Raw genomic sequence first — 23,451 nt, forward strand, 5'->3', positions numbered from 1 at the left:
TTCTCCACCGCCTTGACGGAACCAGCATGGACAGCCTCGTCAAGACGACGCTCCAGCTCGGCCAGCTTCCCGGCAGTCGTGTGCAGATCGATCTCGGCGCCCGAGGAATCGGGTGCGGTGGTGGGCTCGGCGCTCAACGGGACTCCTTGTGAACTTCAGTGTCAATGAGTGAGACTAAGTGTCATGCGGCATGATGTCCAGGGAACGATCCAAAAGGGAGAGTGATGGCAGCAGCGCGTGACGAGATCTCGGATGCGGCGTTCCGCCTGTTCGGGATCCAGGGCTACGCGGCCACCTCTGTCGACGACATCGCGTCCGAGGCCGGCGTCAGCCGCAGCACCTTCTTCCGCTCCTTCGGGTCCAAGGAAGCGGTGATCTTCCCCGACCACGATGAGATTCTCGGCCGGGTCGAAGAGCGATTGCGTTCCTCGCCCGCAGACGCCGGCCTTGCCGCCGTCACGGACGCGGTCAAGATCGTGTTGTTCCACTACGTCGCGGAGGGCGAGCGTGCGCGGGAGCGCTATGGGCTGACCTCCACCGTGCCGGCGCTCCGTGAGCGTGAGCTGGTGAGCGGCGCCCGCTACCAGCGCCTCTTCCGCCGCTACCTGAGTCATTGGGCCGACGCCTCGCCAGAAGCGGAGCTCCGCGCCGAGATGACGGCAGCGGCAGTCGTCGCCGCACACAACCGCGTACTTCGCCGATGGCTCCGGCGGGAGTGCACGGACCCTCAGCGGGAGATCGAGCAGGCACTGGCTGCGGTCCACCGCACCTTCGCCGACGAGAGCGACGCATCGATCGGGATGCTCGTCGTTCCCGCCGGCGTTCCAGCCTCCGCCGTGGAGAAGGCAGTCAAAAGGGCGCTGGAAGGCATCGCTGTCCGAAACCTCGATCAATGAGGTAGGACGGCAATCGAGTCAGCCAATGCTCCGGAGCTGGCGGATGGTGATGCCGGTGAAGTCTGCTGGCCCGCCGTCGGTGTAGAGCGAGATGCCGGTGTCGCCCTCGGTGAAGTGCACCTGTTGGGAGAGCACGGTGTGGCCGGCGTTGACGAACACCTCGACGCTCTGGGTGTCGACGAAGATCCGCAGGTGCACTGATCGTGCGGCGGCGTCGATCGGCCCGGCCGCTCGTGTGTAGGGCGCCAGTGAGTACCCGGCGAGGTCGGAGGGGGCTCGATCGACGTAGATCTCGGCTCCGTACTTGCCGATGTTGGTGTGTCGTGAGCCGTCGGCGGAGCGTCCGACGGAGACACCGACGTTGGTGGCGGTGTCCCAGGAGATGTCGAGCTCGACCTCGTAGGCCCGTCCGCTCCATGGGAGCACGAGGCTGCCGTTGACCGTGCGGTCTCCCAGGGTTGTGGTGGCTGTCACGTAGTCCGAGAGTGTGCTCACGGGGCTGCTGAGCAGGGAGTACCACCCGCCCGATTGCCGCTCGAGGCGCAGTTCGCGCACGATCGAGTTCTGTCCGTTGTAGCCGTCGGAGGCGTCGGTCGGCACGTCCCGTGCGGCGTACTTCCAGTTGTTCATCCAGGCGATGGCTAGGCGCTTGGTCTCCGGAGCCTCTACCGCGGGCCAGGTGACGGCGGCGTACCAGTCCCAGCCCCAGTCGAGCCACTGCGGGGTGAGGTCGTAGGCGATGAACTCCTCGCCGTTCCAGGTGCCCATCCAGTAGGCGTACGTCATCGGCAGGCCGATGCTGTAGGCGTCCATGCTGGCGCCGAGCACCCAGTGTCGGGTGCCGTCGTTCGCGGTCATCTCGAACAGGTCGGGGCACTCGATGCCGCCGAGGGCGTGGTTCGGGTAGTCGAAGTTGCGCTTCAGCTGCCAGTCGATCAAGTTCGAGGAGGTGTAGAAGGCTGCGTACCGTGCCCGTCCGATCACGCACACCCACTCGCCGCGGGCTTCGTCCCAATGGATCTTCGGGTCCCGGAACCACTCGGCGTTCTCGATCTCGGCGGGTGTCGTCGCGGTGCGGCCGTCGGTGTTGACGATCACCGGATCGGGCCGAGGGGTGAAGGTGAAGCCGCCGTCGGTCGACCAGTAGAGGTACTGCTCCTGATACTTGCGGATGCCGTCGGTGGGTTGCGTCGCGAGCGCGATGACAGCTCCGGCGCCGTATCCGGCCGTGTTCGCCGTGTCGACGACGGCCGACCCGGACCACACCGGGAAGTCGGGCTGAAGGGGCATCACGGTGCCGTGGTGGGTGAAGGCGACACCGTCGGTCGTCGTCGCATGGTCCCAGCCGCCGGGGCCGTTGTTCTGCGTCGAGTGCAGATAGTAGAGCTGGTAAGCGCCGCCGGTGGTGACCGGGCGCTGCGGGTCGCACAGCCATCCCGAGGGAGGCGTCATGTGGTAGACCGCCCGCAGTGACGTCTGCGCGGCATGTGCGGCGGTCGAGCCGGCGTGCACCGCGAAGAACGCGAGCGAACCGGCGCCGGCGCCTCGCAGCAGACTGCGTCGTGAGATGGGGTGGGGCATGATGACTCCTTCGGTTCGGCCCGATGCGTCGGGCAGATCGGCTGTTGTCACAGTGCGGTTGCGGGGTGATCCTGCGGAGCGTGGAGTGGTGTCGCGGCCGGGTCGGGTATCGACTCGTCGCTCGCGACGTCGACAGCGGTGTACGTGACCGCTCCCGGGCGCTCGGTACCAACGGTGACGACGATGGGTCCGAGGCCGAGGGGGACGAGGTTCGAGACGGTCGCCTCGCCGTGGTCCGCGAAGATCTCGAGCAGCGGTCCGTCGAGGCTGAGAAGCAGCTGGACCGGACCTCCGGTCCCCACCTCGGCGACGCTCGTCGAGGGGAAGTCGGCATGCACCGCCTCGGCCGCGGGACCACGTCGGGTGACCCGGAGTGCTCTCCCCGAGTGCTCCAGCTCGACGCACGCGTCGGCATCACCGCGCAGTCGTACGCTGACAGCCCCGGTGGTGTCCGGATCCCACCGCAGGTCGAGCACGCTGTGACCGCTGAGAGAGAGGTCGACCGGCTGCTCGGCGACGACCACGGTGGCCTGTGCAGCCCGGGTGAGTTGCTCCAGAAGGAACGAGGGAGGCCTCTGGACGAGCCGAGGTCGACCCCTGACGGTGTGCAGAGCGAGCTGTCGCGGCAGCGACATCGCCCCCTTCCACGGTGTGGAGGGAAATGCTTCTGCGTAACGCCAGTTGCTCATCCAGCCGACCATGATCGCGTCCCCTTGCGGGGCACTGTCGAAGGTGACCCCTGCGTAGAGGTCGCGGCCGCTGTCGAGGCGGACGAGCTCTGCGGAGTCTGCCGTGAACCTGGTCCCGTCGAAGCGGCCAACGACGTAGCTCATCGAGGAACCCTCGCGATCCGGTTCCTCGCCGACCGGGTTGGTGCTGAGGATCAGCGCCCAGCGCACGTCGTCGGGATCGTCATCGAGCGGCAGCGGGACGAGATCCGGGCATTCCCAGACGACGCCGCTCGGGCCGAGCGGCCCGAAGGCACTCACGTGTTCCCACGATCGGAGGTCGTCCGAGGCGTAGAAGTGTACCTGTCGGTCCTCTGCCTCGACCGCGAGCAGAATCCAGCGAAGCCGGCCCGTTTCGTCGGTATAGCGGATGACCTTCGGATCCCGGAAGGCACTCGTGCCGCGGTCGAGCACCGGGTTGTCGGCGTCGAGCTCCCAGGTGAAGCCGCCGTCCCTGCTGGTCGCTCGCGATTGGGCCTGACGGCCGTCTGCGTAGGCGCTGGTGTAGTACGCGGTCAGCTCGGTGCCATCTGCAGCCGGGGTCGAGACGATCGACCCCGAGAAGATCTGCTCGCCGTCGCGGAACCGCAGCGCGACCGGGTGCTCGGTCCAGTGCTGCAGGTCGGTGCTGGTGGCATGGCCCCAGCTCATGTTTCCCCACTCGGGGCCCTCGGGGTTGAACTGGTAGAAGAGGTGCCAGCGGCCGCGTTCGTGGACGAGTCCGTTGGGGTCGTTCATCCAGTTGCGTAGCGGGGTGAAGTGGAAGGTCGGCCTGGGCACGACGGGCGAGTCGGACATCGCTCTCCTCAGATCGACTGTCGTGGCACGGATGGGCAGGTGACCCGGATCAGCTGCTCGGTGGACGACGACTCGATACCGAGGAGCACCCGGACGCCGGCAGCGCCGAGCTCGTAGTGCGGAAGCGCGACTGTCGACAGCGGGGGGCGCAGGTGCGCGGCGATGACGTCCTGGTTGTCGAAGCCGATGACAGCGATGTCGCCAGGGATGCTCAACCCGTGTTCGCGCAGCCCGTCGTAGAGGCCCATCGCCACGCGGTCGTTGTGACAGAACACGGCTGTCGCCTTCGACTCGACGATGCGGGATGCGGTGGCGTACCCGCCTTCCTGGGCAGGTTCGGCCGGGAAGACGAGGGACTCGTCGAAGTCGATGCCGGCCGCCTCCAGAGCGCTGCGGTATCCGGCGAGGCGACCGCTCTGAGCCGGCGAAGGTGTCGTCGTGTTGATGAACGCGATCCTGCGGTGGCCCGCGGCCAGCAGCTCCTCGGTCGCCGTCCTGCCGCCCTGCTCCTCGTCCGGCACCACAGCGGGTAGTCCGCTGCCCTCGGCGAAGCAGTCGACGAGCACGGTGTCGGCCTGGTGCAGAAGTCCGGGCACGACGATCTCGCGGTGATACCAGGTCGAGTAGAGGATGCCGTGCACCTGGTGTTCGAGCATCATCGCGATGGCCTCGTTCTCGGCTGCTTCGTTGCCGTCGGTGTTGGCGACGAGCAGCACGTAGCCGTGCGCCCAGGCCTCATCCTGCGCGCCGTGGATGATCTGGCCGGCGAACGGAGTGGTCGCGATCGCGTCCGCGACCAGGCCGATGAATCGCGAGCCGCCACGTGACAAGGTCTTGGCCAGGGCGTTGGGCCGGTAGCCGAGTGCTGTGACGGCTTCCTGCACCCTGCGCCTGGCGTCATCGCCGATACGCGCCCCGGGCTTGTTGTTGACGACGTGGGATACGGTCGCGACCGATACGCCCGCGGCCTTGGCGACGTCCCGCATCGTCACGCTCGAGCCAATCGCCTTGTTGGGTTCGGGGGTGCTCATCCCTTGGTCGCCCCGCTCTCGAGGCCTTGGATCATCGCCTTGTTGAGGACGAGGAAGACCAGCAGCAGCGGCGTCACGGTCACGCAGACGGCCGCGAACGTGGCAGTCCAGTCCGTGTTGCCCATTGCCCCGATGTAGTTCTGCAGACCGAGTGGGATGGTCTTGAGCCCGTCGGAGAGCACGAAGGTGTTCGCGAAGATGAAGTCGTTCCAGATGAAGATGCTGTTCACGAGTACGACCGTAATGATCGTGTTCGCCGAGAGCGGGAAGGTGATCTGCGCGAAGATCCGGTACGGCCCGGCCCCGTCGAGCGATGCGGCCTCGTACAGCTCGCGGGGGATGTATTCGTAGAACGACGAGAACAGATAGACGGCCATCGGGAGCGAGAACGCGGCCAGCGGGATGATCATCGACAGATGGGTGTCGAGGAGCCCGATCTGTGAGTAGTCGATGAACAGCGGCACCAGCGCGATCTGCACCGGCACGACGATCCCGAGCAGGAACAAGGAGCGTACGACGCCGCTGAACCGGAAGCCGAGCACCTGCAGGGCGTACGCGGCCATCATCCCGGCGACGACGATCAGCAGGCTCGCCCCGGCCGTGACGATGAAGCTGTTGAGGATGTTCAGCCACAGGTTGCCGGTCGCGAAGGCTCGCTCGTAGTTGTCGAGGGTGTAGTCCGAGGGCAGCGCGAACGGGCTACCACCGGTGAAGTCCGCGGCGGTGCGGAAGCTTGTCAGGAAGAGCCACAGCAGCGGGTAGACCTGCACCGCGACGATGAGCACGATCGTGATCGTGAGCAGTGCGCGTTGCAGACGGAGTCTTGGCGGTGGTGCGGCCCCACGTGGCTTGGGCGGGTTCGGCACGGTGGCCTCCGGCGGTCGGGTGAGCACGGGCGTGGTCACGAGTCGTCCCTTCGACGAAGCAGCAGGAAGATGAGGCCGACCGCGACCAGACACTCGACGACGATGAAGACCGAGATGGCGCTGGCATAGCCGTAGTCGGTGTGCACGAAGGCGGTCTTGTACATGTACGTCGTGAGTAGCTCGGAGGACTGGCCCGGGCCGCCGTTCGTCAGCAGGTAGGGGATGTCGAAGCCGCGCAGCGCGAAGGTCGTCGCCATGACCGTGGTCGTGATCCACACCGGCCTGATGTAGGGGAATCGGATACGCCAGAACGTCTGCCACCAGGACGCACCGTCGAGTCGCGCTGCCTCTTCGAGCTCGCGCGGTACGGCGATGAGTGCTGCGTACACGATGAGCATGTAGAGGCCGGTGAAGCGCCAGCCCTCCGGGACGGAGACGGCCGCGAGGACCGTGTTCACGTTCGAGAGCCAGGCGGTCTGGGCGGCCTCGAGGCCGATCCAGGCGAGCAGCTGGTTGAGCGGACCGACCGGGTCGAAGGAGTAGATCCGCTGGAACAGGAACGCGATCGCGACCGTCGAGATGACCGCAGGGAGCAGGTAGAGCGTCTTCACCAGCTCCCGGGCCCTTGGCAGGGCTGTCAGGAGCGCCGCGACGGCGAGGGCGCCGCCGAGCTGGAGCACCAGGCAGATCACCAGGTAGCCGAGCGCGTTGCCGAACGCCGTCCAGAAGACGTCGTCGCGGGCGAACATCTTGACGTAGTTGTCGAGGCCGACGAACCTCATCTCCGTGATGCCGTCCCAGCTGAACAGGCTGAGGAACAGCGACTGCACGATCGGAAGCAGCACCGCGACGCCGTACAGCAGCAGTGGCGGGATCAGGAAGACCGCCACCGAGAGCCGAGACCGGCGCGGAAGCATCGATGTCGCCGCTGGGCTCCTGCGTCGACGCGTACCCGAACGGCCTGCGCCGGGGCTGGCTTGTGCGAGGTCAGCCATCGCTGTTCTCCGCGAGCGTCTTGTCCATCGTCTCGATGAACTCGTCCGGCTCGATGTCTCCCTGGACGAGCAGCGTCAGCTCCTGCTGCAGGCGCGTGTTCGTGGCGGGGTCGAGCTGGGTGTCCCAGGGCATCGCGCTGTCGGCACCGACCTCGTCGGCCTGCTTCACGGCCTTGGGGTAGAGGTCGGTCGCGTTCTCGGGGATCGAGGTCTCGACGTTCGTGGTGGGAGAGAGCGCACCAGTCGAGGCGTACATCTCCGGATAGCGTTCGAGGGCGTAGGCGAGGAAGTCGCGCACCAGCGGGTCATAGGTCTGCGAGTTGACCGCCATGCCGATGCCTGAGGGAGTGACGCCCGCGTTGTCGTCGGTGACGGCGCCGTCGACCGTCGGCAGGGTGAAGTAGTCGACCGATCCGCGCACCGCTGGGTCGAGCGCATCCGTCGCGAGATTGGCGAGCTCCCAGGTCCCGATGTTGTAGATCGCGGCCTTCCCCGAGGTGAACAGGCCCTGCGCGTCTGCGTACCCGGTCGAGGAGAAGTCTTCCTGGAAGCATCCGGCCTGACCCAGGTCGTAGAGCCACTCGGCTGCGGCTCGGCCGGCGGGGTCGGCGAACTTCGCCTCGCCGTTCTTGAGCTTCTGGACGTATTCCGGTCCGGCCATCCGGAACGGGTAGTAGGCCAGATAGCGTTCCAACGGCCACTGGTCCTGCCCGTCGAGGGCGATCGGAGTGACACCGGCGGCTCGCAGGTCCTTGCACAGCTGGGGGAAGTCGTCGAGCGTCTTGGGAACCTCGACGTTCGCGCGCTCGAGGAGCGCGGAGTTGTACCAGAAGAACTCGAGCTGGAACTCGAACGGCACCATGTGGAGCGAGCCGTCGTCGAAGCGCTGGTAGTTCAGCGCTGCCTCGCGATAGTCGTCGGCGAGACCGAGGTCCTTCAGCAGCAGGTCGACGTCGAGCATGCGGCCCTGGTCGGCGAGCTTCTGGGCGAACGGCGTCGCATCGGTGTCGAACAGCTCGGGCAGCTTGTTCGCTGCGGCGAGGGTCTCGTACTTCTGGATGTAGGAGGGGCGGTCGGGAGTCGTGATCAGGTTGAGGGAGAACCCCGGGTGGTCCTTGGCGTACTCCTCGGCGATCTGCTCCATCGCCGTGATCACCCCGCCATCGGCAGGACGCGAGAGCAGCCAGGAGATCTCGCGAGGCTCGACCTTGCCCTCGGGATCGATGTCGGTGGGGTCGGCGCTGACAGCTGTGCCCGAGCAGCTGGTGAGCGCGAGCGCGGCGGCGGTCAGGGCGGCACACAGGGCCGTCTTGGGGATGGTGATGGGCATTGTTGGTCTCCGTTGACTTGGTCGGAAGGGGGCTGAGTCGATAGGGCCGAACGGGGGAGGGGGATCAGGTTGCGGCAGCGACCAGATCGTGGTTCGAGACGGTGGGCTCATGGCCCCGCTCGGCGCGGACGAACACGGTGAAGGTGTCGACGGTGACCGTGCCCTCGCCGGCGAAGACGCCCACGTGGCCCGTCGGTCGGTCGTAGATCCGAGTGCTCAGCACCGTGGCGTTGTCGAGGGTGACCACGCAGAGATCGCCGTCGACGATGACCTCGAGCTCGTGCACACCGGGCTCGATCCGGCAGGGACGCTCCAGCTCGATGGCGAACGGTACGTCGCCGGAGATCTGCCACTGCTCGGTGCCTGTACTCCGGCGTGGCCAGCGGTCGAGGACGAGACGGCCGCGCTTCGGTTCGAGACGGAGCACGTACGCCTCGTCCCCATCGGCACTCGCGCGCAGCAGCAGACCGCACTCCGTCGTGCCGTCGGCGATGTCGAACCTGACAACGGACCGGAAGGCGCTCGGGGTCTCGGCCGGGGTCACCTCGACCGCGTAGCCGTCAGGGGCACTCAGGACGGTCCCCGCATCGATGCCGACGCCATCGATCTCGGCGTCGAACGTCTCGCGCAACGCAGCGGTCGGGTGGAAGGCGAGGGTTCCGTCCTCGCGCTGGTCGGCTTCGAGGACCGACATCGTGCCGGCCCACTGCCATGCACCGTCGTCGCTGTCGCCCTCTCGTGAGGCTATCCAGCCGAAGAAGAAGCGACGACCGTCGCGGCCTGCCGACTTGGCGGCGTAGAAGGCACGTCCGTCGAGCGTGTCGTGCTCAGGGACGATCCACGGGCCGTGCTGGCTGCGCGACATGCGGTAGCGAGTGGTGAAGGCGTCGCTGAACTCGGAGTAGACGAGATACCACCACTCACCCCACTGGAAGACCTCGGGACACTCCATCGCGACGTACCGCTGCGGGTCCCAGAAGGGCTCGGCCGGCTCCCAGTGCGCCAGATCGCGCGAGAGGCACTGCGCGATCACGCCGCGTCGTCGCGCCGGTCCCTTCGCGTGGCGGGCGGTGATGAGCATCCGCCACAGCTGTGCTGCCTCGTCCCAGAAGACGAAGGGGTCGCGCCAGTCGCCGGTCTCGTAGCCGTCGGTGGCGCCGAACGTCTCGCCTGGACGCCGCTGCCAGGTGCGCATGTCGTCGCGGCTCGTGGCGTGCATGACCAGTTGCAGCGGCCGACCATCAGAGCCCGTGTTGGCGGGGTTCTGACCGGTGTAGAACGCGTGATGGGTGCCATCCGGGCCGAGCACGATGCTGCCGGTGTAGATGTTGAAGTCATCGGCTGAGGGACCGTTCGATGCGATGGCTTCTCCGAGATCGCGAAAGCAGACGAGGTCCTCCGTCACCACCCGGTGCCATGGCATGCCCGCGGCCGGACTCAGGCGAGTCTCGCGCAGGTAGAAGAGATGGAAGGCTCCGTCCTCTTGCCACGGGATGACATCTCCTACCCATGCCTCCTGCGGTCGGTAGAACCCCTGCTGACTCATGACACCTCATCTATTGGTTAACCGGTTACGCATGGAATCGTAGATGTGACGCGCCTCACTGGTCAAGCGGTTAACCAAGTTAACCAGATTGTTCCGACGCCGCGGTCCACGGCCCTGGCCGCCGACGGCGCGTGACCCGTCCCGCTTCCAGGCGGTGCGAGGCAAGCCCCAGGAAGAACCGACGCCGGACGCCGGTCACCGCTCGGACGACACCCCAGTGCCTTCGTCGCCCCGGTGACGGGGCGACGTCTCCGGGACGTCCGAAGCCCCGGCCGGCGGCGCCGGCTCGCCCTCGATCGAGATGTGGGGGAGGACCTTGTCGAGCCATCGGGGCAGCCACCAAGCAGCGCGTCCGAAGATCACCAGCGCTGCCGGCGCAAGGGTGACCACGAGGATGCCCGCGAGGAGCACAGCGACGGAGAGGCCGACCCCGAACTGCTTGATCGTCGGGTCGAGGTTGAGGATGAAGCTGGCGAACACCGACGCCATGATGAGGGCCGCGGCCGTGGTGATCCGGGCGCTGGAGACCAGCCCCGAGTGGACCGCCTGCCGGGGTTCTGCCCCCTCGTGGATGTGCTGCTGGACGTGGCTGACGAGGAACACCTCGTAGTCCATCGAGAGCCCGAACAGGCCGGCGAACATCATCAGAGGTACGTAGCTGGCGATCGGCACCGTCGACGACGCCGTGTCGATGCCGAGCAGGTCGATACCCCAGCCCCACTGGAACGCTGCGGTGAGGACGCCGAACGCGGCGGCCGCCGAGAGCAGGTTGGTCACCGCTGCCTGGAGCGGGATGAGCAGCGAGCGGAAGGCCACCATCAGCAGCAGGAAGCCGAGCAGGATGACGGTCCCGATGACGAGCAGCAGCCGAGCCGAGATGAGGGAGGCCAGGTCGACGTAGGAAGCCGTGTAGCCACCGACGTACGACGTGATGCCCCCGTCCTTGTTCGTCTTCGGCAGCACGGAGTCGCGGACGTGCCCGACGAGGTCGGCGGTGTCGTCCGAGGCCGGGGCGGTCGTCGGCACGGCGGAGAGGAGGACGACGTCGCCCTTCTTGTTGATCTGCGGCGGGGTGAGGGTCGCGACCCCGTTGGTGCCCGAGAGACCGTCCTGCAGGTTCACCACGCGGAGATCGGTGCCGCGTGCGTCGCCGCCCGCCGCCGTCATCATCTGGGTGAGCTCGTCCTGCAGTTGCTCGGCCTCCTTCTGCTCCTGCTGGGCCTGTTGCTGCTCGGCCTTGAGATCGTCGGCCTTCTGCTGGAGCTCATTCGCCTGCTGCTCCAACGCGTCCCCCTGCCGGCGCAGCGAGGCGGCCTCGGCCTGGAGATCGTCGCCCTGGGCCTGCAGCGAGGCAGCCTGGCGCTCCAGCTCGGCCTTCTGCCGGGTGAGCGAGTCGGCCTGCCGCTGCAGCGCGTCGGCCTGTTGCTGGAGGCGCTGTGCCTGCGCCTGCAGCCGGCGGGCCTGCCGGGCGAGGCTGCGTGCCTCCGCCTCCAGCGGCGCCAGCTTCTTCTGGGCGGCGGCCTGCTCGGCCTCCACCGTGTCGAGGCGCTCCTGCAACCGCTCCACCCGGGCCTCGTCGCCGTCCTGCTCGGCGCGTGCGATGCGGCGGTTCAGGACGCGCTCGTGGACCCGGAGCCGTACGAGCTCCCGGACGAGCGGCCGGGCCTGCGCCGCCAGTCGTCTCGCCTCACGTCGCAGCTGGTCCCGGCGGGCCTCGAGGCGTGCCTGCTCGGCCTCGAGCGTCCGCTGCTCGGCGCGGAGCCGGTCGGCCTGCCGCTCGAGGTCCGCCTGCTGCCCGCGCAGCGCGTCGGCCTGCTGTTCGAGGGCGGCCTGCTGTGCCTGCAGCTGCGCGCTCTGTCGTTCCAGGGACGCCTGCTCGGCTTCGAGCTGGGCCTGCTCGTCCTCGAGCTGCTGTTGCTGCTTGGGCAGCTCCTTCTGCTTCTTCTCGAGGTCGGACTTGAGCGACATCGCCTTGTTGTACTTCTGGGTGTACTCGTCGCTCGGGGCCGCAACCGGGTCGAGGGACGAGGCGACCTGCAGCGGTCCGTTGTAGCCGACGCCCAGGCCCGCGCTGATCAGGTCGTACGCCTGCCGTTCGGTCGTCTCCTTCGAGGTGGCGCCGACGTCCTCCTGGCCGAGCTCGAGGCTGAACACCGGGATGATGAGCGGCGCGAGGGCCGCGAGCGAGAGGCCCGCGACCATCCACGGGTGGCGGTGGACGACTCCGGCCCACTTCGCCCACAGGCCCTGGTCGCGTCGACGGCCCGGACGCATGAACGCCGGCAGCGAGGCCCAGGCGATCCGGTGGCCCAGCAGTCCGAGGAACGCAGGCAGCAGGGTGATCGCCACCAGGACGGCGGCCACCACGGCCATGGCCGAGGCGTACCCGAGCGCGGAGACCAGCGGGATCCCGGCCACGCCCAGCGCGAGGAGGGCCACCACGACGGTGCAGCCGGCGAAGACGATGGCGCTGCCGGACGTCGCCACCGCGTGCGCGATCGACTCGCGGATCGGCATTCCGTCGCGCATCTGGTCCTGGTGGCGGGTGATCAGGAAGAGGGCGTAGTCGATGCCGACGCCGAGGCCGATCATGGTGGCCAGGGTCGGCCCGGCGGACGGGATCGCGAGGAGATGGCCGACCAGACCGACGGTGGCCAGGGCGACGCCGAGCCCGACGACGGCGGTGATGATCGGCAGCCCCATCGCCACCAGGCTCCCGAGCACGAGGCTGAGTATGATCATCGCTGCGATGATCCCGACGACCTCACTGGTCCTGGACTCGTCGGTCGACAGCGTCGAGCCGATGGAGCCGCCGGCCGCGGTGATGATGCCCGCGTCCTGTGCCGGGTGGGTGGCGTCCAGGACGTCGCCGGCGATCTCCTCCGTCAGGTCGCCGGACCCGACGTCCATCAGCACCGGCGCGAAGGCCGTTCGACCGTCCTTCGACAGCAGGCCTGCGGTCTGCCCGTCGCTGCTCAGCGGGTTGGTGACGGTATGGACGTGCGGCTGCTTGCCGATCTCCTTGACCGCGTCGTCGACGGCCTGCTTGTTGGCGGAGTCGGTCAGCTTCCCCTTGCTCGCGTGGAAGACGATCGGGTTGACGCCGTTCTGCTGAGGCGGGAACCGGTCGGAGAGCAGGTCCTTCGCCTCCTGGCTGCCGGTGCCGGGCAGTGCGAGGTCGTTGCTGGTCTTGGCGCCGAGGCTCGAGACGGCCACGACCACGGTGACGAGCACCAGGGCCCAGGCGCCGATGACGATGAGGCTGTGCCGGGCACAGAAGCCACCGAGTCGGCCGAGGAGGCCTGCCACGACGCTGCTCCCTCCTGCGGCCTCGTCGCATGAGCCGCTGGGCGCGTGTGCTTCCCAAGGACCGTAGCGGGATCTCGTGGCAGGGGAGAGGGCCGAAATGCAGGTTCCCCGGAATCGGGGACCACGCCGAAGGGGTTGCCGTGGAGCACGGCAACGTCCTCTGAACCGCGTTTCGGCAGGTCAGAGGGTGAAGCGGACGGGCTGGCCTGTAAGCCGGGTTCTGTAGTCGGCGACCATCCATCTCGGGCCATCGTTGCCGATGGCCTCTAGCAACCTACCCGCGCACTCGGGCGGACCGCCCTCCCAGTGAACTAACACCGTCGTACGCTGTCTGGTCTTGCTCCGGGTGGGGTTTACCTAGCTCCTCGTGTCACCACGAGGACTGGTGGGCTCTTACCCCACCGTTTCACCCTTACCGCTACCTGGAGGGTAGAGGCGGTCTGTTCTCTGTGGCACTGTCCCGCGGGTCACCCCGGGTGGCCGTTAGCCACCACCCTGTCCTGTGGAGCCCGGACTTTCCTCGACGCCTCCCTGCAGCAGCAAGGAGACGACGCGATCGCCCGGCCAGCCCGTCCGCGTAAAAGTCTAGTGTGCGGCGGGCTCGATGTGGGCATCCGGACCGGGGAAGACGAGCGACTCGTGGTCGCTGTCGCTCCAGCGTACGAGGTAGGGCGGGCTGCCGTCGGGGTGGCTGACCTCGATGATCTCGGCCTCTCGCGTGTGGTCGCCGACGTGTGGTCCCATGACGACGAGGTGGTCACCTACTGATGCGTGCATGCGCGTTCACCTCCTAACCGTCACAATGGTGCTCCCATGGCGGGTGCGGATGGAATACCGCGTGGGGGTATCACGTTCGGAGGGTGTGATGACGGAGAACGAAGAGTTCGAGTACGTAGCCCCGGCTGTGGTCTTCCCGGGCCAGAGCGCCCACGAAGTTGCTTACCGGACGGCCCACGACCTGCTCTCACGGCGCTTCCCGGTGGAGGCGCTGGAGACCCTGGAGCCGGCGCTGGTCGACGACCCCGACAACTTCGGGCTGCGCAGCATGCGGGCCTGGGCCTACATGCTGCGGGCCCAGCTCGCCAAGGCCGAGGCCGAGCTGCGCTGGCTCGTCGAGCGCGACCCGAGCGACGCCTGGAGCCAGCACTCGCTGGGTCGCGTCCTGGAGCGCCAGGACCGGCTCGAGGACGCGCTCGGCCCGCTGCGCCTGGCGGCCGTGATGAGCGACGACTACGACCATCACGCAGCCGTCTACCGCGTACGCAACCGGCTCGCGCAGCGCCAGGAGTGAACCCAGCGGTGACCCGGATGACGCGGCGACCGAGACGGTGGCAGGGTGGGGGTATGGAACCTGACACCACGACCCTCAACGCCGAGCAGGTCGCCCAGGAGCAGCTGGCGGGCTGGACGTTCGACACCAGCGGCGAGGCCGACAGCATCGTCGCCCGCGTGGACACCGGTGACTTCATCACCGGTCTCGCGCTGGTCAACGCGATCGCGGCGAAGGCCGAGGAGGCCAACCACCACCCCGACATCGACCTGCGCTACCCGTACGTCGAGATCCGGCTCACCAGCCACGACGCCGGTGGCGTCACCAGCCGTGACATCGCGCTGGCGAAGGTGATCAACGGGCTCTCGGCCGAGTCCTCGCTCTGAGCGAGGCTAGGCGAGGCGGGTCATCTCGACGGTGACCTCGACGGCCGGCTCCTCGGGACCCGAGTAGATCCCGCCCAGCGGCTTGACGTCGGTGTGGTCACGACCCGTGGCCACACCGACGTACGCGTCGCCGGGCTCGGTGCCGGTCGCGGGGTCGATGCCGTGCCAGCCGTTGTCCCACCACTCCACCCAGGAGTGGGCGCCGCCGGGGTAGACATAGCCGGAGACGTAGCGCGCCGGGATCCCGACCGTACGCAGCGCCCCGAGCAGCTGATGGGCGGCATCCGGTGCCGGCGCCGACCCGTCGGCGACCGCCCGGGCGATCTCGACGGCGGCCTCACCCGGAAGCCCCGCGGAGGCTGCGATGGCCTTCGCCCGGGTCGCGAGCTCCTCGTCGGGCACGACCAGCGACGGCAGGCCCAGGAACTCGATGAACCGGTCCGCGACCCCGGGCAGAGCGGCCTCCTCCCAGGTGAGCACCGGCGCGACCCTGGGCTTCCGGTCGACCCGCACGGTGCTGGTCGCGGAGACCTTCAGGGCCCGATGCGCCTCGAGCACCTCGATCGCGGTGACCTCGTTGCCGAAGTAGTCCTTGTACTCATACGTCCACGGCTTGGGTGAGACGTCGATCCGGTGGTGGACCACGATCTGGTCGGGCGTGGTCAGGGGAGTCAGCCGCGCCTGGTTGTAGGAGGCGACCGCCGGTCCGTCATAGGCGAACGTCGTGGTGTGCACGATGCGGAACTGCATGCTCATCTCGATCAGACTCCTCAGACCGGCTGCCAGGCCAGCGCCTCGGCGCCGGCGAAGTAGCGCTTGGTGACCGCCTCGGTGGCATCGGCACAGGTGGCCTGGAGCCGCTCCATCTCCGCGGGCAGGTCCGCCAGCAGATCGTGGAGCGAGCGATACTCCAGCGACGCCCGCATCCGGCCGATCAGCCGGTGGGCCTCGTCGGTGAAGCCGGCGCGGCGGGTCGTCCCCTCCAGGGTGTCCAGCGCCCCCTCGGCCCGCTGCAGCGCATGCACCACCGAGCGCGGGAAGATCCGGTCCAGCAGCAGGAACTCGGCAGCCGCCTGCTCGGTCTCGACCCCCTTGTTGACCCGAAGGAACGCGTCGTACGCCCCGCAGGCGCGCAGCGTCGAGTTCCACTGCGACGCACCGCCGGCGCTCGTCAAAGAGGTGGTCGCGACCAGCCGCGAGGTCATGTCGGCGCGCTCGACATAGCGCCCGAGCATCAGGAACTGCCAGGACTCGTCGCGCATCATCGTGGCGTCGGCGGTGCCGTTGATCTGGGCCACCCGGTCGCGTACCCAGCCGAAGATGAACGGCGCCCGCATGTGCTTGAACTGGCCGGCCGGGATCGCCCGGTAGGTGGTGTTGAGCGCCTCCCACAACGGCACCGAGAGCGTCTCCCGGGCCCCGCGGGCCGACTCCCTGGCCGCGCCGAGCGCATAGGCCATCGAGGTCGGTGCGGTGGTGTCGTACGCAAGCATGTCCAGCATCTGCGGCAGTCCGACCTTCTCCTCCTCGGAGAGCTCGATGCCCATCACCGCGAGCAGCGAGCGGCAGGCGGTCTCCTCGTCGGTGGCGGCGTCCTCGAGGATGTGCTGGGTCTGTACGTCGAGGATGCGCGCGGTGTCCTCGGCGCGCTCCACGTAGCGCCCGATCCAGAACATCGACTCGGCAATGCGACTCAGCATCACGCAACCCCCTGCGCTTGAGACTGACCCGCCCGGCCGTGTGGCCGGGAGGACGTCGGTCCGGCGAGCACCCAGGTGTCCTTCGAGCCGCCGCCACGGGAGCTGTTCACGATCAGCTCGCCCTCTGCGAGCGCCACCCGAGTCAGGCCACCGGGAAGAACCCAGACCTTGTCGCCATCATTGACCGCGAACGGCCTCAGGTCCACATGCCGCGCCCCGAGATCGCCATCGGTGAAGGTCGGGACGGTCGAGAGCTGCACCACCGGCTGCGCGATCCAGGAGCGGGGGTCCTCCAGGATCTTGCCGCGCAGCACGTCCAGCTCGCGTGCGGAGGCCGCCGGCCCGATCACGATCCCCTTACCGCCCGAGCCGTCGACGGGCTTGAGCACGAGCTCGTCGAGCCGGTCGAGGACCTCCTCTCGCGAGGACGCATCGCCCATCCGCCAAGTGTCGACGTTGCGGATCACCGGATCCTCGCCGAGGTAGTAGCGGATGATGTCGGGCATGTAGGTGTAGACGAGCTTGTCGTCGGCGACCCCGTTGCCGACCGCGTTCGCCAGGGTCACGTTGCCCATCCGGGCGGCGTCGATCAGCCCCACGCAGCCGAGCATCGAGTCGGGCAGGAAGTGCACCGGATCGAGGAACTCGTCGTCGATGCGCCGGTAGATGACGTGCACCGGGGCCAGCCCCTTGGTCGTACGCATCAGCACCTGCCCGTTGCGGCAGACCAGGTCGCGCCCCTCGACGAGCTCGACCCCCATCGTCCGGGCCAGCAGCGCGTGCTCGAAGTAGGCGCCGTTGTAGACGCCCGGCGTCAGCACGACCACGGTCGGGTCCGCCACGCCGGCGGGAGCGGCCGCGCGCAGCGCCGCGAGGAGCTTCTGCGGGTAGTTGGCCACCGGCCGGATCCGGTGCTCGGCGATCGTCTCCGGGAGCGCGGCCGAGATCGCGCGGCGGTTGGTCATGACGTACGAGACACCCGACGGGACCCGCACGTTGTCCTCCAGCACGCGGAACTCGCCGGTGTTGTCACGGACCAGGTCGATGCCCGAGACCTGGACGCGTACGCCGTTGGGCGGGTGCACCCCGGCGGCGGCGCGGTGGTAGTGGCTGGAGGTGGTGATCACCTCGCGCGGGATCACGCCGTCGTCGAAGACCTTGCCCTCGTCGTAGATGTCGGCGAGGAACAGCTCCAGCGCCTCGACGCGCTGCTGGACGCCCTTGTCGATCGTCGCCCAGGTGTCCCGTTCGATGACCCGCGGCACGATGTCGAGCGGGAAGGCCCGCTCCTCTCCGCCGATGTCGAAGGTGACGCCCTGGTCGAGATAGCTGGCCTGCATCGCCTCGACCCGGCTGATCAGCTCCGCCGCGCTGAGCCGCCGCAGCGAGTCGCCGAGCCGTTGATAGGGAGGACGGAGCTCGCTGCCGACGAACATCTCGTCATAGGCCGGATCCCGCGTCTCGTAGGCGTCGAACATCTGGCTCATGGAGGCAACCTACTGAAATCCGTGTAACAGCGCTGTTGCCCACGCGAACATCTCGCGCAACGGTAAGTTGGCGGTATGAGCGACGAGCACGCGGGCGAGTACTACTACTGCCTCAAGCACAAGACCGTCGAGCCGTACGAGGGCTGCAAGGCCAAGGACCGTCTCGGCCCCTACGCCTCCCACGCCGAGGCCTCCCGAGCGCTGGAGCACGTGCAGGAGAACAACGAGCGCTGGGAGAAGGAAGACAAGGCCTGGGAAGGCGACGCGGGCACCGAAGACAAATGATCCTCAGCTCCGGGTGGTCCTCAGCGCGGGGTCACCCGGAGCAGCACGTCCTCGCCGCCGTTGTCGCTGGTGATCAGCAGGTCGCCGTCGGCGGCCAGCGAGACCGTACGCAGCCGCCCGTAGTCCTGCATGACCTCGGGTGAGCTGTCGTCGGTGAGCTTGCCGGACTCGTCGAAGGAGAGGATCCGCAGCTCCTGGTCCTTGAGCACGGCGACCGCGAGCGCCCCGCCGTAGGCGCCCCAACGGTCCTGGACCGGGATGAAGGTGCCGCCACCGGTGGCGACGGTCGGGTTGCCGGATTCCCAGGCCGCTTCGATCTGCTTCCCGGGCAGGTCCTGGTCGGTCATCGGCACCGACTCGTTGTAGCCCGCACCTGGGTTCCAGCCGTAGTCGCCGCCGAGGGTGATCTCGTTGACCTCGTCGTCGCGGTCGGGGCCGTGCTCCATCGACCAGATCGTGCCGTCTGCTCGCTCTGCCAGACCCTGCACGTTTCGGTGGCCGAACGAGGTGATGTAGCGCCGCGGCCCCTGGTCACCGGCCCACGGGTTGCCGGGCCACGGCTCGCCTGTCTGCGGGTCGAGCCGGAGCGTCTTCCCGCCCAGGGAGTCGAGGCTGCGCGGGTTCTCCTCGTTGGCGGCATCGCCGGTGCCGACCCACAGCGCACCGTCGGCGCTGATCAGCAGCCGGCAGCCACCGTGGCGCCCGGAGCTGGTGGGGAAGCCGTCGATCAGCGTCCGCTCCTGGGTGGCCCTGGTCAGTCCGGCGTCGAGGGTCCAGGAGATGACGCGTACGTCCTCGCCGTCGTTCCAGCCCTGGCAGGTGTAGATGCGCCGGTTCTCGGCGAAGCCGGGGTCGATCTCGAGGCCCATCAGCCCGGTCTCGCCGGAGACCCAGATGTCGTTGTCCTCGAGGGGGATCTCGCGCCGCTCGCCGCCCTCGATCAGCGACAGGACCGCCCGTTCGCGCTCGGTGACCAGGAACCGGTCCTCGCCGATGTCGGCGACGTCCCAGGGGTGGTCGAGCTCGTCGTTGACCACCTCGACATCGAGCTCCGGCACCCGGTCGGACGTCGGCATCACGGCCGCAGGAGCCGACGAGGAGGCGCTCGCGGAGACGCTCGGCGAGCCCGATGGGTTCAGTGGCGGAGCAGTGGTGGCGGGAGATGGGTCTCCGGCGCATGCTGCGGTCGAGAGTCCGAGAGTGATCACGGAGGCGAGGGCGATGGCAGCGCGCATGGTGCCGACGGTACTGGCCAGGTGGCTCTAGGGTGTGCGGTTGTGACGAACGTGATCAGGGCGATGCGCGAGCACCCCTCTGCCGTACTCCTGCTCGGACAGGTGGTGGCGATCCTGGCCTACCCCTACCTCGACGGCTCCACCGCCGGCCGCGCCGCGCTGGGCGTGCTGCAGCTGCTGCTCCTGCTGGCGGCGGTCGCGGCGGTACGCATGACCCCAGCCTTCTCCTGGGCGGCCATCATCTTCGGCGGACCGGCGACGATCTTCGCGGTGTGGGAGTCCGTCGCACCGAACGAGGGCTGGGTCGTGCTGACCTCGGCCTTCTTCCACGTCCCGTTCTACATGTTCGTCTCCTACGCGATGATCCGCTACCTCTTCCACGACGACGTGGTGACCCGCGACGAGCTCTTCGCCACCGGTGCCGCGTTCACCGTCGTCGCCTGGGCCTTCGCCTATCTGTACGCCGCGGTGCAGGTGATCTGGCCCGGCTCCTTCGGCGACCACCGGCAGTGGTTCGACCTGCTCTACCTATCGTTCACGACGCTGACCTCGGTCGGCCTCTCCGACATCGTGCCCGTACTCCCCAACGCCCGCTCGGTGGTGATGATCGAGCAGATCGCCGGAGTCTTCTACGTCGCCATGGTCGTCGCCCGCCTGGTCGGGCTGGCGGCCGCCAGGGCGCGACGCTGATCCTTCGTCGAGGTATGTCGCCGAAGGCACGCTTCCCTCGCGGAACTCCGCTAGGGAAGCGTGCCTTGACCTGCGTACCTTGACGAAGGAACGCGTCAGAAGGTGTGCTCGGGGCCGGGGAAGGTCGAGCCCTTGACGTCGGAGATGTAGGCCTCGGCGCCGTCGGAGAGGACCGACTTCACGTCGGCGTACTGCTTCACGAAGCGGGCCATCTTGCCGCTGCGCATGCCGAAGGCGTCCTGCCAGACCAGCACCTGGCCGTCGCAGTCGGGGCCGGCGCCGATGCCGATCGTGGGGATGTCGAGCTCCTTGGAGATCTGCGCGGCGACCTCACCGGGCACCATCTCCATGACGACCGCGAACGCCCCGGCCTCCTGGACGGCCTTGGCGTCGTCGATGATCCGGTCGGAGTTGTCGCCCCGGCCCTGGACGCGGTAGCCGCCGAGCACGTGCTCGGACTGCGGCGTGAAGCCGATGTGGGCGATGACCGGGATGCCGCCCTCGACCAGCTTCTTGATCACCGGAGCCATCTCGGCGCCGCCCTCGAGCTTCACGCAGTGCGCTCCGGCCTCCTTCATGAACCGCACCGCGGTCAGGTAGCCCTGCTCGGGCGAGGCCTGGTAGGAGCCGAAGGGCAGGTCGCCGACCACCATCGCCCGCTTCACGCTGCGCGAGACCGCGCGGGTCAGCGGCAGCAGCTCGTCCACGGTCACCGGAAGCGACGTCTCGTTGCCGAGGACGTTGTTGGAGGCGGAGTCACCGACGAGCAGCAGGTCGACCCCGGCCTCGTCGAAGATCTGGGCGGTGTACATGTCGTAGGAGGTCAGCATCGTGATCTTGTCGCCACGCTGCTTCATCTCGCGAAGATGATGCGTGCGCACCTTGCGTACGGGCTTGGCCGGCGCGTTCCCGGCAGCTCCGGTCCCGTAAGGGGCGGTCTCCTCCGCAGAGGGGTTCGTGCTCATCATCGAGCCTTTCTGGTGTCATCTCGCAGCTCCCTGATGGAGTCCACGGACTACCTCCAGCGTAGGTCCAGATGCACCCGTATGCGCTGTGGTGGTGATCACAACCGGTCGAACGGAGCCGCGTAGGCGAACGCCCCGCGGACGGACTGGTCGTACGCCGCCAGCGGCCGTGCCTGGAAGTAGTCGCCCCACGCGGGTTCGGGCGCTTCGATCCCGAGGGTCGAGGCGGGGACGAAGCCGAAGCGGCCGTAGTAGGCGGGGGAGCCGAGGAGGACGACGATCGGCTCGCCCATCGCGTCGGCGGCACCGAGGATGGCGTGCATGAGCGCCGAGCCGACGCCGTCGCGCTGGCGGGCGGGGGAGACGCTGACCGGGCCGAGACCGAGCGCGGGGCGGCCGGCGAGCGTCCCACGGGTGGCCACGACGTGGCCGATGACCTCGCCGTCGGCCTCGGCGACCAGCGAGAGCTCCGGGATCCAGCCCGGATCCTCGCGCAGCCATCCCACCAGGGTCGCCTCCCCGGGCGCCCCGTCGGGCTCGATCGGCGGCGCGGAATGCTCCACGCCGGAGAAGGCGGCGGCGGTTACCGCACGGATGTCGGCCACGTCCTCGGGACGTTCACGTCGGATCAGCACGGTCCGACGCTAAACCGAACGACAGGCCCGGCGCTCCTGGTTATCGTCGCGTCCATGCGGGTGCGAGAGGCGACGGAACAGGACCTCGACGCGGTGATCCACGTCGGCGTGACGACTTGGCGGGCGACGTACCCGCCGATCACCGGAGAGGCGTACGTCGAGGAGGGCATCGCCAAGTGGTGGGCCCCGGACGCGGTGCTCCCCGGGATCAGGGCCGGCACGGTCCTCGTCGCCGAGGTGGACGACCGGGTCGTCGCGATGGCCTCCTACTCGGTCTTCGAGGACCACCTGATGCTCTGGAAGCTGTACGTCCTGCCCGACTCCCAGGGCTCCGGCGCCGGCAGCGCGCTGCTGAGCGAGGTGATCGCCCGCGCCGACGACCTGCCCGTACGCCTCACCCACCTCGTCGGCAACGACCGCGCCCACGCCGTGTACGAGCGGCTCGGCTTCGTCGAGTCCGTCACGGTCCCCAGCCCCATCGATGGCGGTCCGGAAGAGATCGTGATGGAGCGCTCGGCAGGCTGACCCACTTTCGAAGGATATCCGCGAAAGTCGTTCAGCAACGGTTGAAAGTCGACCGTGGTCGACACTAGCATCCGGCGTGACGCACATCACATCCCCATTCGGCGTCTCGACGTTCGGAGTCTCGATGTCCCACTTCCTCCCCTCACGCCCCACTCGGACCCGGCTCGCCGTCGGGTCGGCCGTCCTCGGGACCGCTCTGTGCATGGGCGGTCCGATCGGAGCGGCCTCCGCGACTCCTGCCGAGACGCCCTCGACGACCGCAACCTGTCCGGCGCCCGATGCCCGCTCGAGCGTGGTCTTCCTCGATCTCGACAGCGGGGTCGCCAACAGCACCCTGCGCTCCGGCTGCACCATCAACGACGTCATCGACGACGAGCGGACGTGGCCGACCCACGGGGCCTTCGTGACGCACGTCCGCGGCATCACCGCCGATCTGGTCGCCACCGGTGAGGTCACGCGGGCCGAGGCCAGCCGGCTGCAGTCCGCCGCCGCCCGCTCGCAGGTGGGGAAGGTCGAGGGTTACGACTCGCTCTTCGACGGCTCGGCCGACTCGTTTGACGACTGGGCGTACGCCGGCGACGGTGGGTTCGACCTGGTGCCGGACGGCACCATCCGCAGCCGTGCCGGCGCGGGTGGCGGGTTCGGAACCCTGTGGTATCCGGCACAGGAGTACGGCGACTTCTCGTTGCGACTGCAGTTCCGTGACGACGCACCCGGGGCGGCCCGCGGAAACAGCGGCGTCCAGGTGCGCTTCCCCGAGCTGTGGGGCCCTGTCGAGGGGTGCCCGACCACTTTCAACGGCAGCGAGACCGGCAACCTCTCCTGGATCGCGGTCAACTGTGGCCATGAGATCCAGGTCAACGACTCGCCGGAGAGCGGCAGCAACGACCCCCGCAAGACCGGGTCGATCTACGGCTTCGCCGATCTCACCCTGGCCGAGGCGCGACCGACCCCGAAGGGCACCTGGAACGACCTCGAGATCCGCGTCATCGGGCAGCAGTACACCGTGATCCGCAACGGTGTCGTGATCAACGAGTTCGAGAACCTGCCCGGGCTGCCGTTCCCCGGTCGTCCGAACGACCCCGACTCCAGCAGCCGAGGGCTGACCGGTCACGTCGGCGTTCAGGCGCACGGCAGTACCCCGGACGTGGTCTCCTACCGGAACATCCGCGTCCGCGACCTGTCCTGAGGCC

Annotated in this window: 22 protein-coding genes and 1 other RNA gene; 7 read left to right on the forward strand and 16 right to left on the reverse strand. The window is 68.3% G+C overall.

What is annotated here, in order from left to right; all coding sequences use genetic code 11:
• Nucleotides 1–224 precede the first annotated feature (224 nt).
• Nucleotides 225–896: a helix-turn-helix domain-containing protein gene (locus ABZU72_RS23265; protein WP_355021161.1), complete on the forward strand. Its 672-nt coding sequence runs from the start codon at nucleotides 225–227 to the stop codon at nucleotides 894–896.
• Between the two features lie 18 nt (nucleotides 897–914).
• Here ABZU72_RS23265 and ABZU72_RS23270 read toward each other — a convergent pair whose 3' ends face one another.
• The 10 genes from ABZU72_RS23270 to ABZU72_RS23315 all read right to left on the reverse strand — a co-directional run bounded on the left by ABZU72_RS23270 (nucleotide 915) and on the right by ABZU72_RS23315 (nucleotide 13,857).
• Nucleotides 915–2,477, reverse strand: coding sequence for a glycoside hydrolase family 32 protein (locus tag ABZU72_RS23270; protein WP_355021162.1), 1,563 nt, complete (start codon nucleotides 2,475–2,477; stop codon nucleotides 915–917).
• A 47-nt stretch (nucleotides 2,478–2,524) separates the two neighbouring features.
• Nucleotides 2,525–4,003 (reverse strand): glycoside hydrolase family 32 protein, encoded by a 1,479-nt coding sequence (locus tag ABZU72_RS23275; RefSeq protein ID WP_355021163.1) that lies wholly within the window; start codon nucleotides 4,001–4,003, stop codon nucleotides 2,525–2,527.
• 8 nt (nucleotides 4,004–4,011) lie between these two features.
• Entirely contained in the window at nucleotides 4,012–5,034 is a 1,023-nt protein-coding gene (locus ABZU72_RS23280; protein WP_355021164.1) for a LacI family DNA-binding transcriptional regulator, read from the reverse strand.
• Entirely contained in the window at nucleotides 5,031–5,939 is a 909-nt protein-coding gene (locus ABZU72_RS23285; RefSeq protein ID WP_355021165.1) for a carbohydrate ABC transporter permease, read from the reverse strand. The genes ABZU72_RS23280 and ABZU72_RS23285 overlap by 4 nt, the downstream gene beginning before the upstream one ends.
• The gene (locus ABZU72_RS23290) at nucleotides 5,936–6,817 is read right to left on the reverse strand and encodes a sugar ABC transporter permease (RefSeq protein ID WP_355021166.1); all 882 of its coding nucleotides are present in this window, start codon (nucleotides 6,815–6,817) and stop codon (nucleotides 5,936–5,938) included. The genes ABZU72_RS23285 and ABZU72_RS23290 overlap by 4 nt, the downstream gene beginning before the upstream one ends.
• Nucleotides 6,818–6,887: 70 nt before the next feature.
• Nucleotides 6,888–8,225, reverse strand: a complete 1,338-nt coding sequence (locus tag ABZU72_RS23295; protein WP_355021167.1) for an extracellular solute-binding protein — start codon at nucleotides 8,223–8,225, stop codon at nucleotides 6,888–6,890.
• A 64-nt stretch (nucleotides 8,226–8,289) separates the two neighbouring features.
• The gene (locus ABZU72_RS23300) at nucleotides 8,290–9,771 is read right to left on the reverse strand and encodes a glycoside hydrolase family 32 protein (RefSeq protein WP_355021168.1); all 1,482 of its coding nucleotides are present in this window, start codon (nucleotides 9,769–9,771) and stop codon (nucleotides 8,290–8,292) included.
• 195 nt (nucleotides 9,772–9,966) lie between these two features.
• Nucleotides 9,967–13,080, reverse strand: coding sequence for an MMPL family transporter (locus ABZU72_RS23305; protein WP_355021169.1), 3,114 nt, complete (start codon nucleotides 13,078–13,080; stop codon nucleotides 9,967–9,969).
• Between the two features lie 193 nt (nucleotides 13,081–13,273).
• Nucleotides 13,274–13,652, reverse strand: an RNA gene (gene rnpB, locus ABZU72_RS23310) — RNase P RNA component class A.
• Between the two features lie 13 nt (nucleotides 13,653–13,665).
• Entirely contained in the window at nucleotides 13,666–13,857 is a 192-nt protein-coding gene (locus ABZU72_RS23315) for a DUF1918 domain-containing protein (protein ID WP_350659252.1), read from the reverse strand.
• A gap of 88 nt (nucleotides 13,858–13,945) precedes the next feature.
• Here ABZU72_RS23315 and ABZU72_RS23320 point away from each other — a divergent pair, with 88 nt between their 5' ends.
• On the forward strand, nucleotides 13,946–14,371 hold the full coding sequence (locus ABZU72_RS23320) for a tetratricopeptide repeat protein (protein ID WP_355021170.1): 426 nt from the start codon (nucleotides 13,946–13,948) through the stop codon (nucleotides 14,369–14,371).
• A gap of 53 nt (nucleotides 14,372–14,424) precedes the next feature.
• Nucleotides 14,425–14,736 (forward strand): 4a-hydroxytetrahydrobiopterin dehydratase, encoded by a 312-nt coding sequence (locus tag ABZU72_RS23325; protein WP_355021171.1) that lies wholly within the window; start codon nucleotides 14,425–14,427, stop codon nucleotides 14,734–14,736.
• Between the two features lie 6 nt (nucleotides 14,737–14,742).
• On the opposite strand, the gene ABZU72_RS23330 is transcribed toward ABZU72_RS23325, so the two are convergent.
• The 3 genes from ABZU72_RS23330 to ABZU72_RS23340 are packed head-to-tail and all read right to left on the reverse strand — an operon-like array spanning nucleotide 14,743 to nucleotide 17,923.
• Complete coding sequence (locus tag ABZU72_RS23330; protein ID WP_355021172.1) at nucleotides 14,743–15,492, reverse strand: transglutaminase N-terminal domain-containing protein; 750 nt, start codon at nucleotides 15,490–15,492, stop codon at nucleotides 14,743–14,745.
• A 14-nt stretch (nucleotides 15,493–15,506) separates the two neighbouring features.
• The gene (locus ABZU72_RS23335; protein ID WP_355021173.1) at nucleotides 15,507–16,436 is read right to left on the reverse strand and encodes an alpha-E domain-containing protein; all 930 of its coding nucleotides are present in this window, start codon (nucleotides 16,434–16,436) and stop codon (nucleotides 15,507–15,509) included.
• On the reverse strand, nucleotides 16,436–17,923 hold the full coding sequence (locus ABZU72_RS23340) for a circularly permuted type 2 ATP-grasp protein (RefSeq protein WP_355021174.1): 1,488 nt from the start codon (nucleotides 17,921–17,923) through the stop codon (nucleotides 16,436–16,438). The genes ABZU72_RS23335 and ABZU72_RS23340 overlap by 1 nt, the downstream gene beginning before the upstream one ends.
• Nucleotides 17,924–17,998: 75 nt before the next feature.
• Here ABZU72_RS23340 and ABZU72_RS23345 point away from each other — a divergent pair, with 75 nt between their 5' ends.
• Nucleotides 17,999–18,208, forward strand: a complete 210-nt coding sequence (locus ABZU72_RS23345) for a hypothetical protein (RefSeq protein WP_350659246.1) — start codon at nucleotides 17,999–18,001, stop codon at nucleotides 18,206–18,208.
• Between the two features lie 20 nt (nucleotides 18,209–18,228).
• Here ABZU72_RS23345 and ABZU72_RS23350 read toward each other — a convergent pair whose 3' ends face one another.
• Complete coding sequence (locus ABZU72_RS23350; RefSeq protein WP_355021175.1) at nucleotides 18,229–19,443, reverse strand: PQQ-dependent sugar dehydrogenase; 1,215 nt, start codon at nucleotides 19,441–19,443, stop codon at nucleotides 18,229–18,231.
• A gap of 42 nt (nucleotides 19,444–19,485) precedes the next feature.
• On the opposite strand from ABZU72_RS23350, the gene ABZU72_RS23355 reads away from it, so the two are divergent.
• Nucleotides 19,486–20,133: a potassium channel family protein gene (locus ABZU72_RS23355; RefSeq protein ID WP_355021176.1), complete on the forward strand. Its 648-nt coding sequence runs from the start codon at nucleotides 19,486–19,488 to the stop codon at nucleotides 20,131–20,133.
• Nucleotides 20,134–20,228: 95 nt separating this feature from the next.
• Here the strand turns inward: ABZU72_RS23355 and panB are convergent, their stop codons facing one another.
• Both panB and ABZU72_RS23365 read right to left on the reverse strand, forming a co-directional pair.
• Nucleotides 20,229–21,101 (reverse strand): 3-methyl-2-oxobutanoate hydroxymethyltransferase, encoded by an 873-nt coding sequence (gene panB / locus ABZU72_RS23360; RefSeq protein WP_355021177.1) that lies wholly within the window; start codon nucleotides 21,099–21,101, stop codon nucleotides 20,229–20,231.
• 95 nt (nucleotides 21,102–21,196) lie between these two features.
• On the reverse strand, nucleotides 21,197–21,733 hold the full coding sequence (locus ABZU72_RS23365) for an N-acetyltransferase (RefSeq protein WP_355021178.1): 537 nt from the start codon (nucleotides 21,731–21,733) through the stop codon (nucleotides 21,197–21,199).
• 54 nt (nucleotides 21,734–21,787) lie between these two features.
• On the opposite strand from ABZU72_RS23365, the gene ABZU72_RS23370 reads away from it, so the two are divergent.
• Both ABZU72_RS23370 and ABZU72_RS23375 read left to right on the forward strand, forming a co-directional pair.
• Nucleotides 21,788–22,258 carry a GNAT family N-acetyltransferase gene (locus ABZU72_RS23370; RefSeq protein ID WP_355021179.1) on the forward strand — a complete coding sequence of 157 codons (471 nt, stop codon included), beginning with the start codon at nucleotides 21,788–21,790 and terminating at the stop codon, nucleotides 22,256–22,258.
• Between the two features lie 76 nt (nucleotides 22,259–22,334).
• Nucleotides 22,335–23,447 (forward strand): DUF1080 domain-containing protein, encoded by a 1,113-nt coding sequence (locus tag ABZU72_RS23375; protein WP_355021180.1) that lies wholly within the window; start codon nucleotides 22,335–22,337, stop codon nucleotides 23,445–23,447.
• The last annotated feature ends 4 nt before the right edge of the window (nucleotides 23,448–23,451 follow it).

The organism is Nocardioides sp. NPDC004968, assembly GCF_040608935.1.
Lineage (GTDB): Bacteria > Actinomycetota > Actinomycetes > Propionibacteriales > Nocardioidaceae > Nocardioides.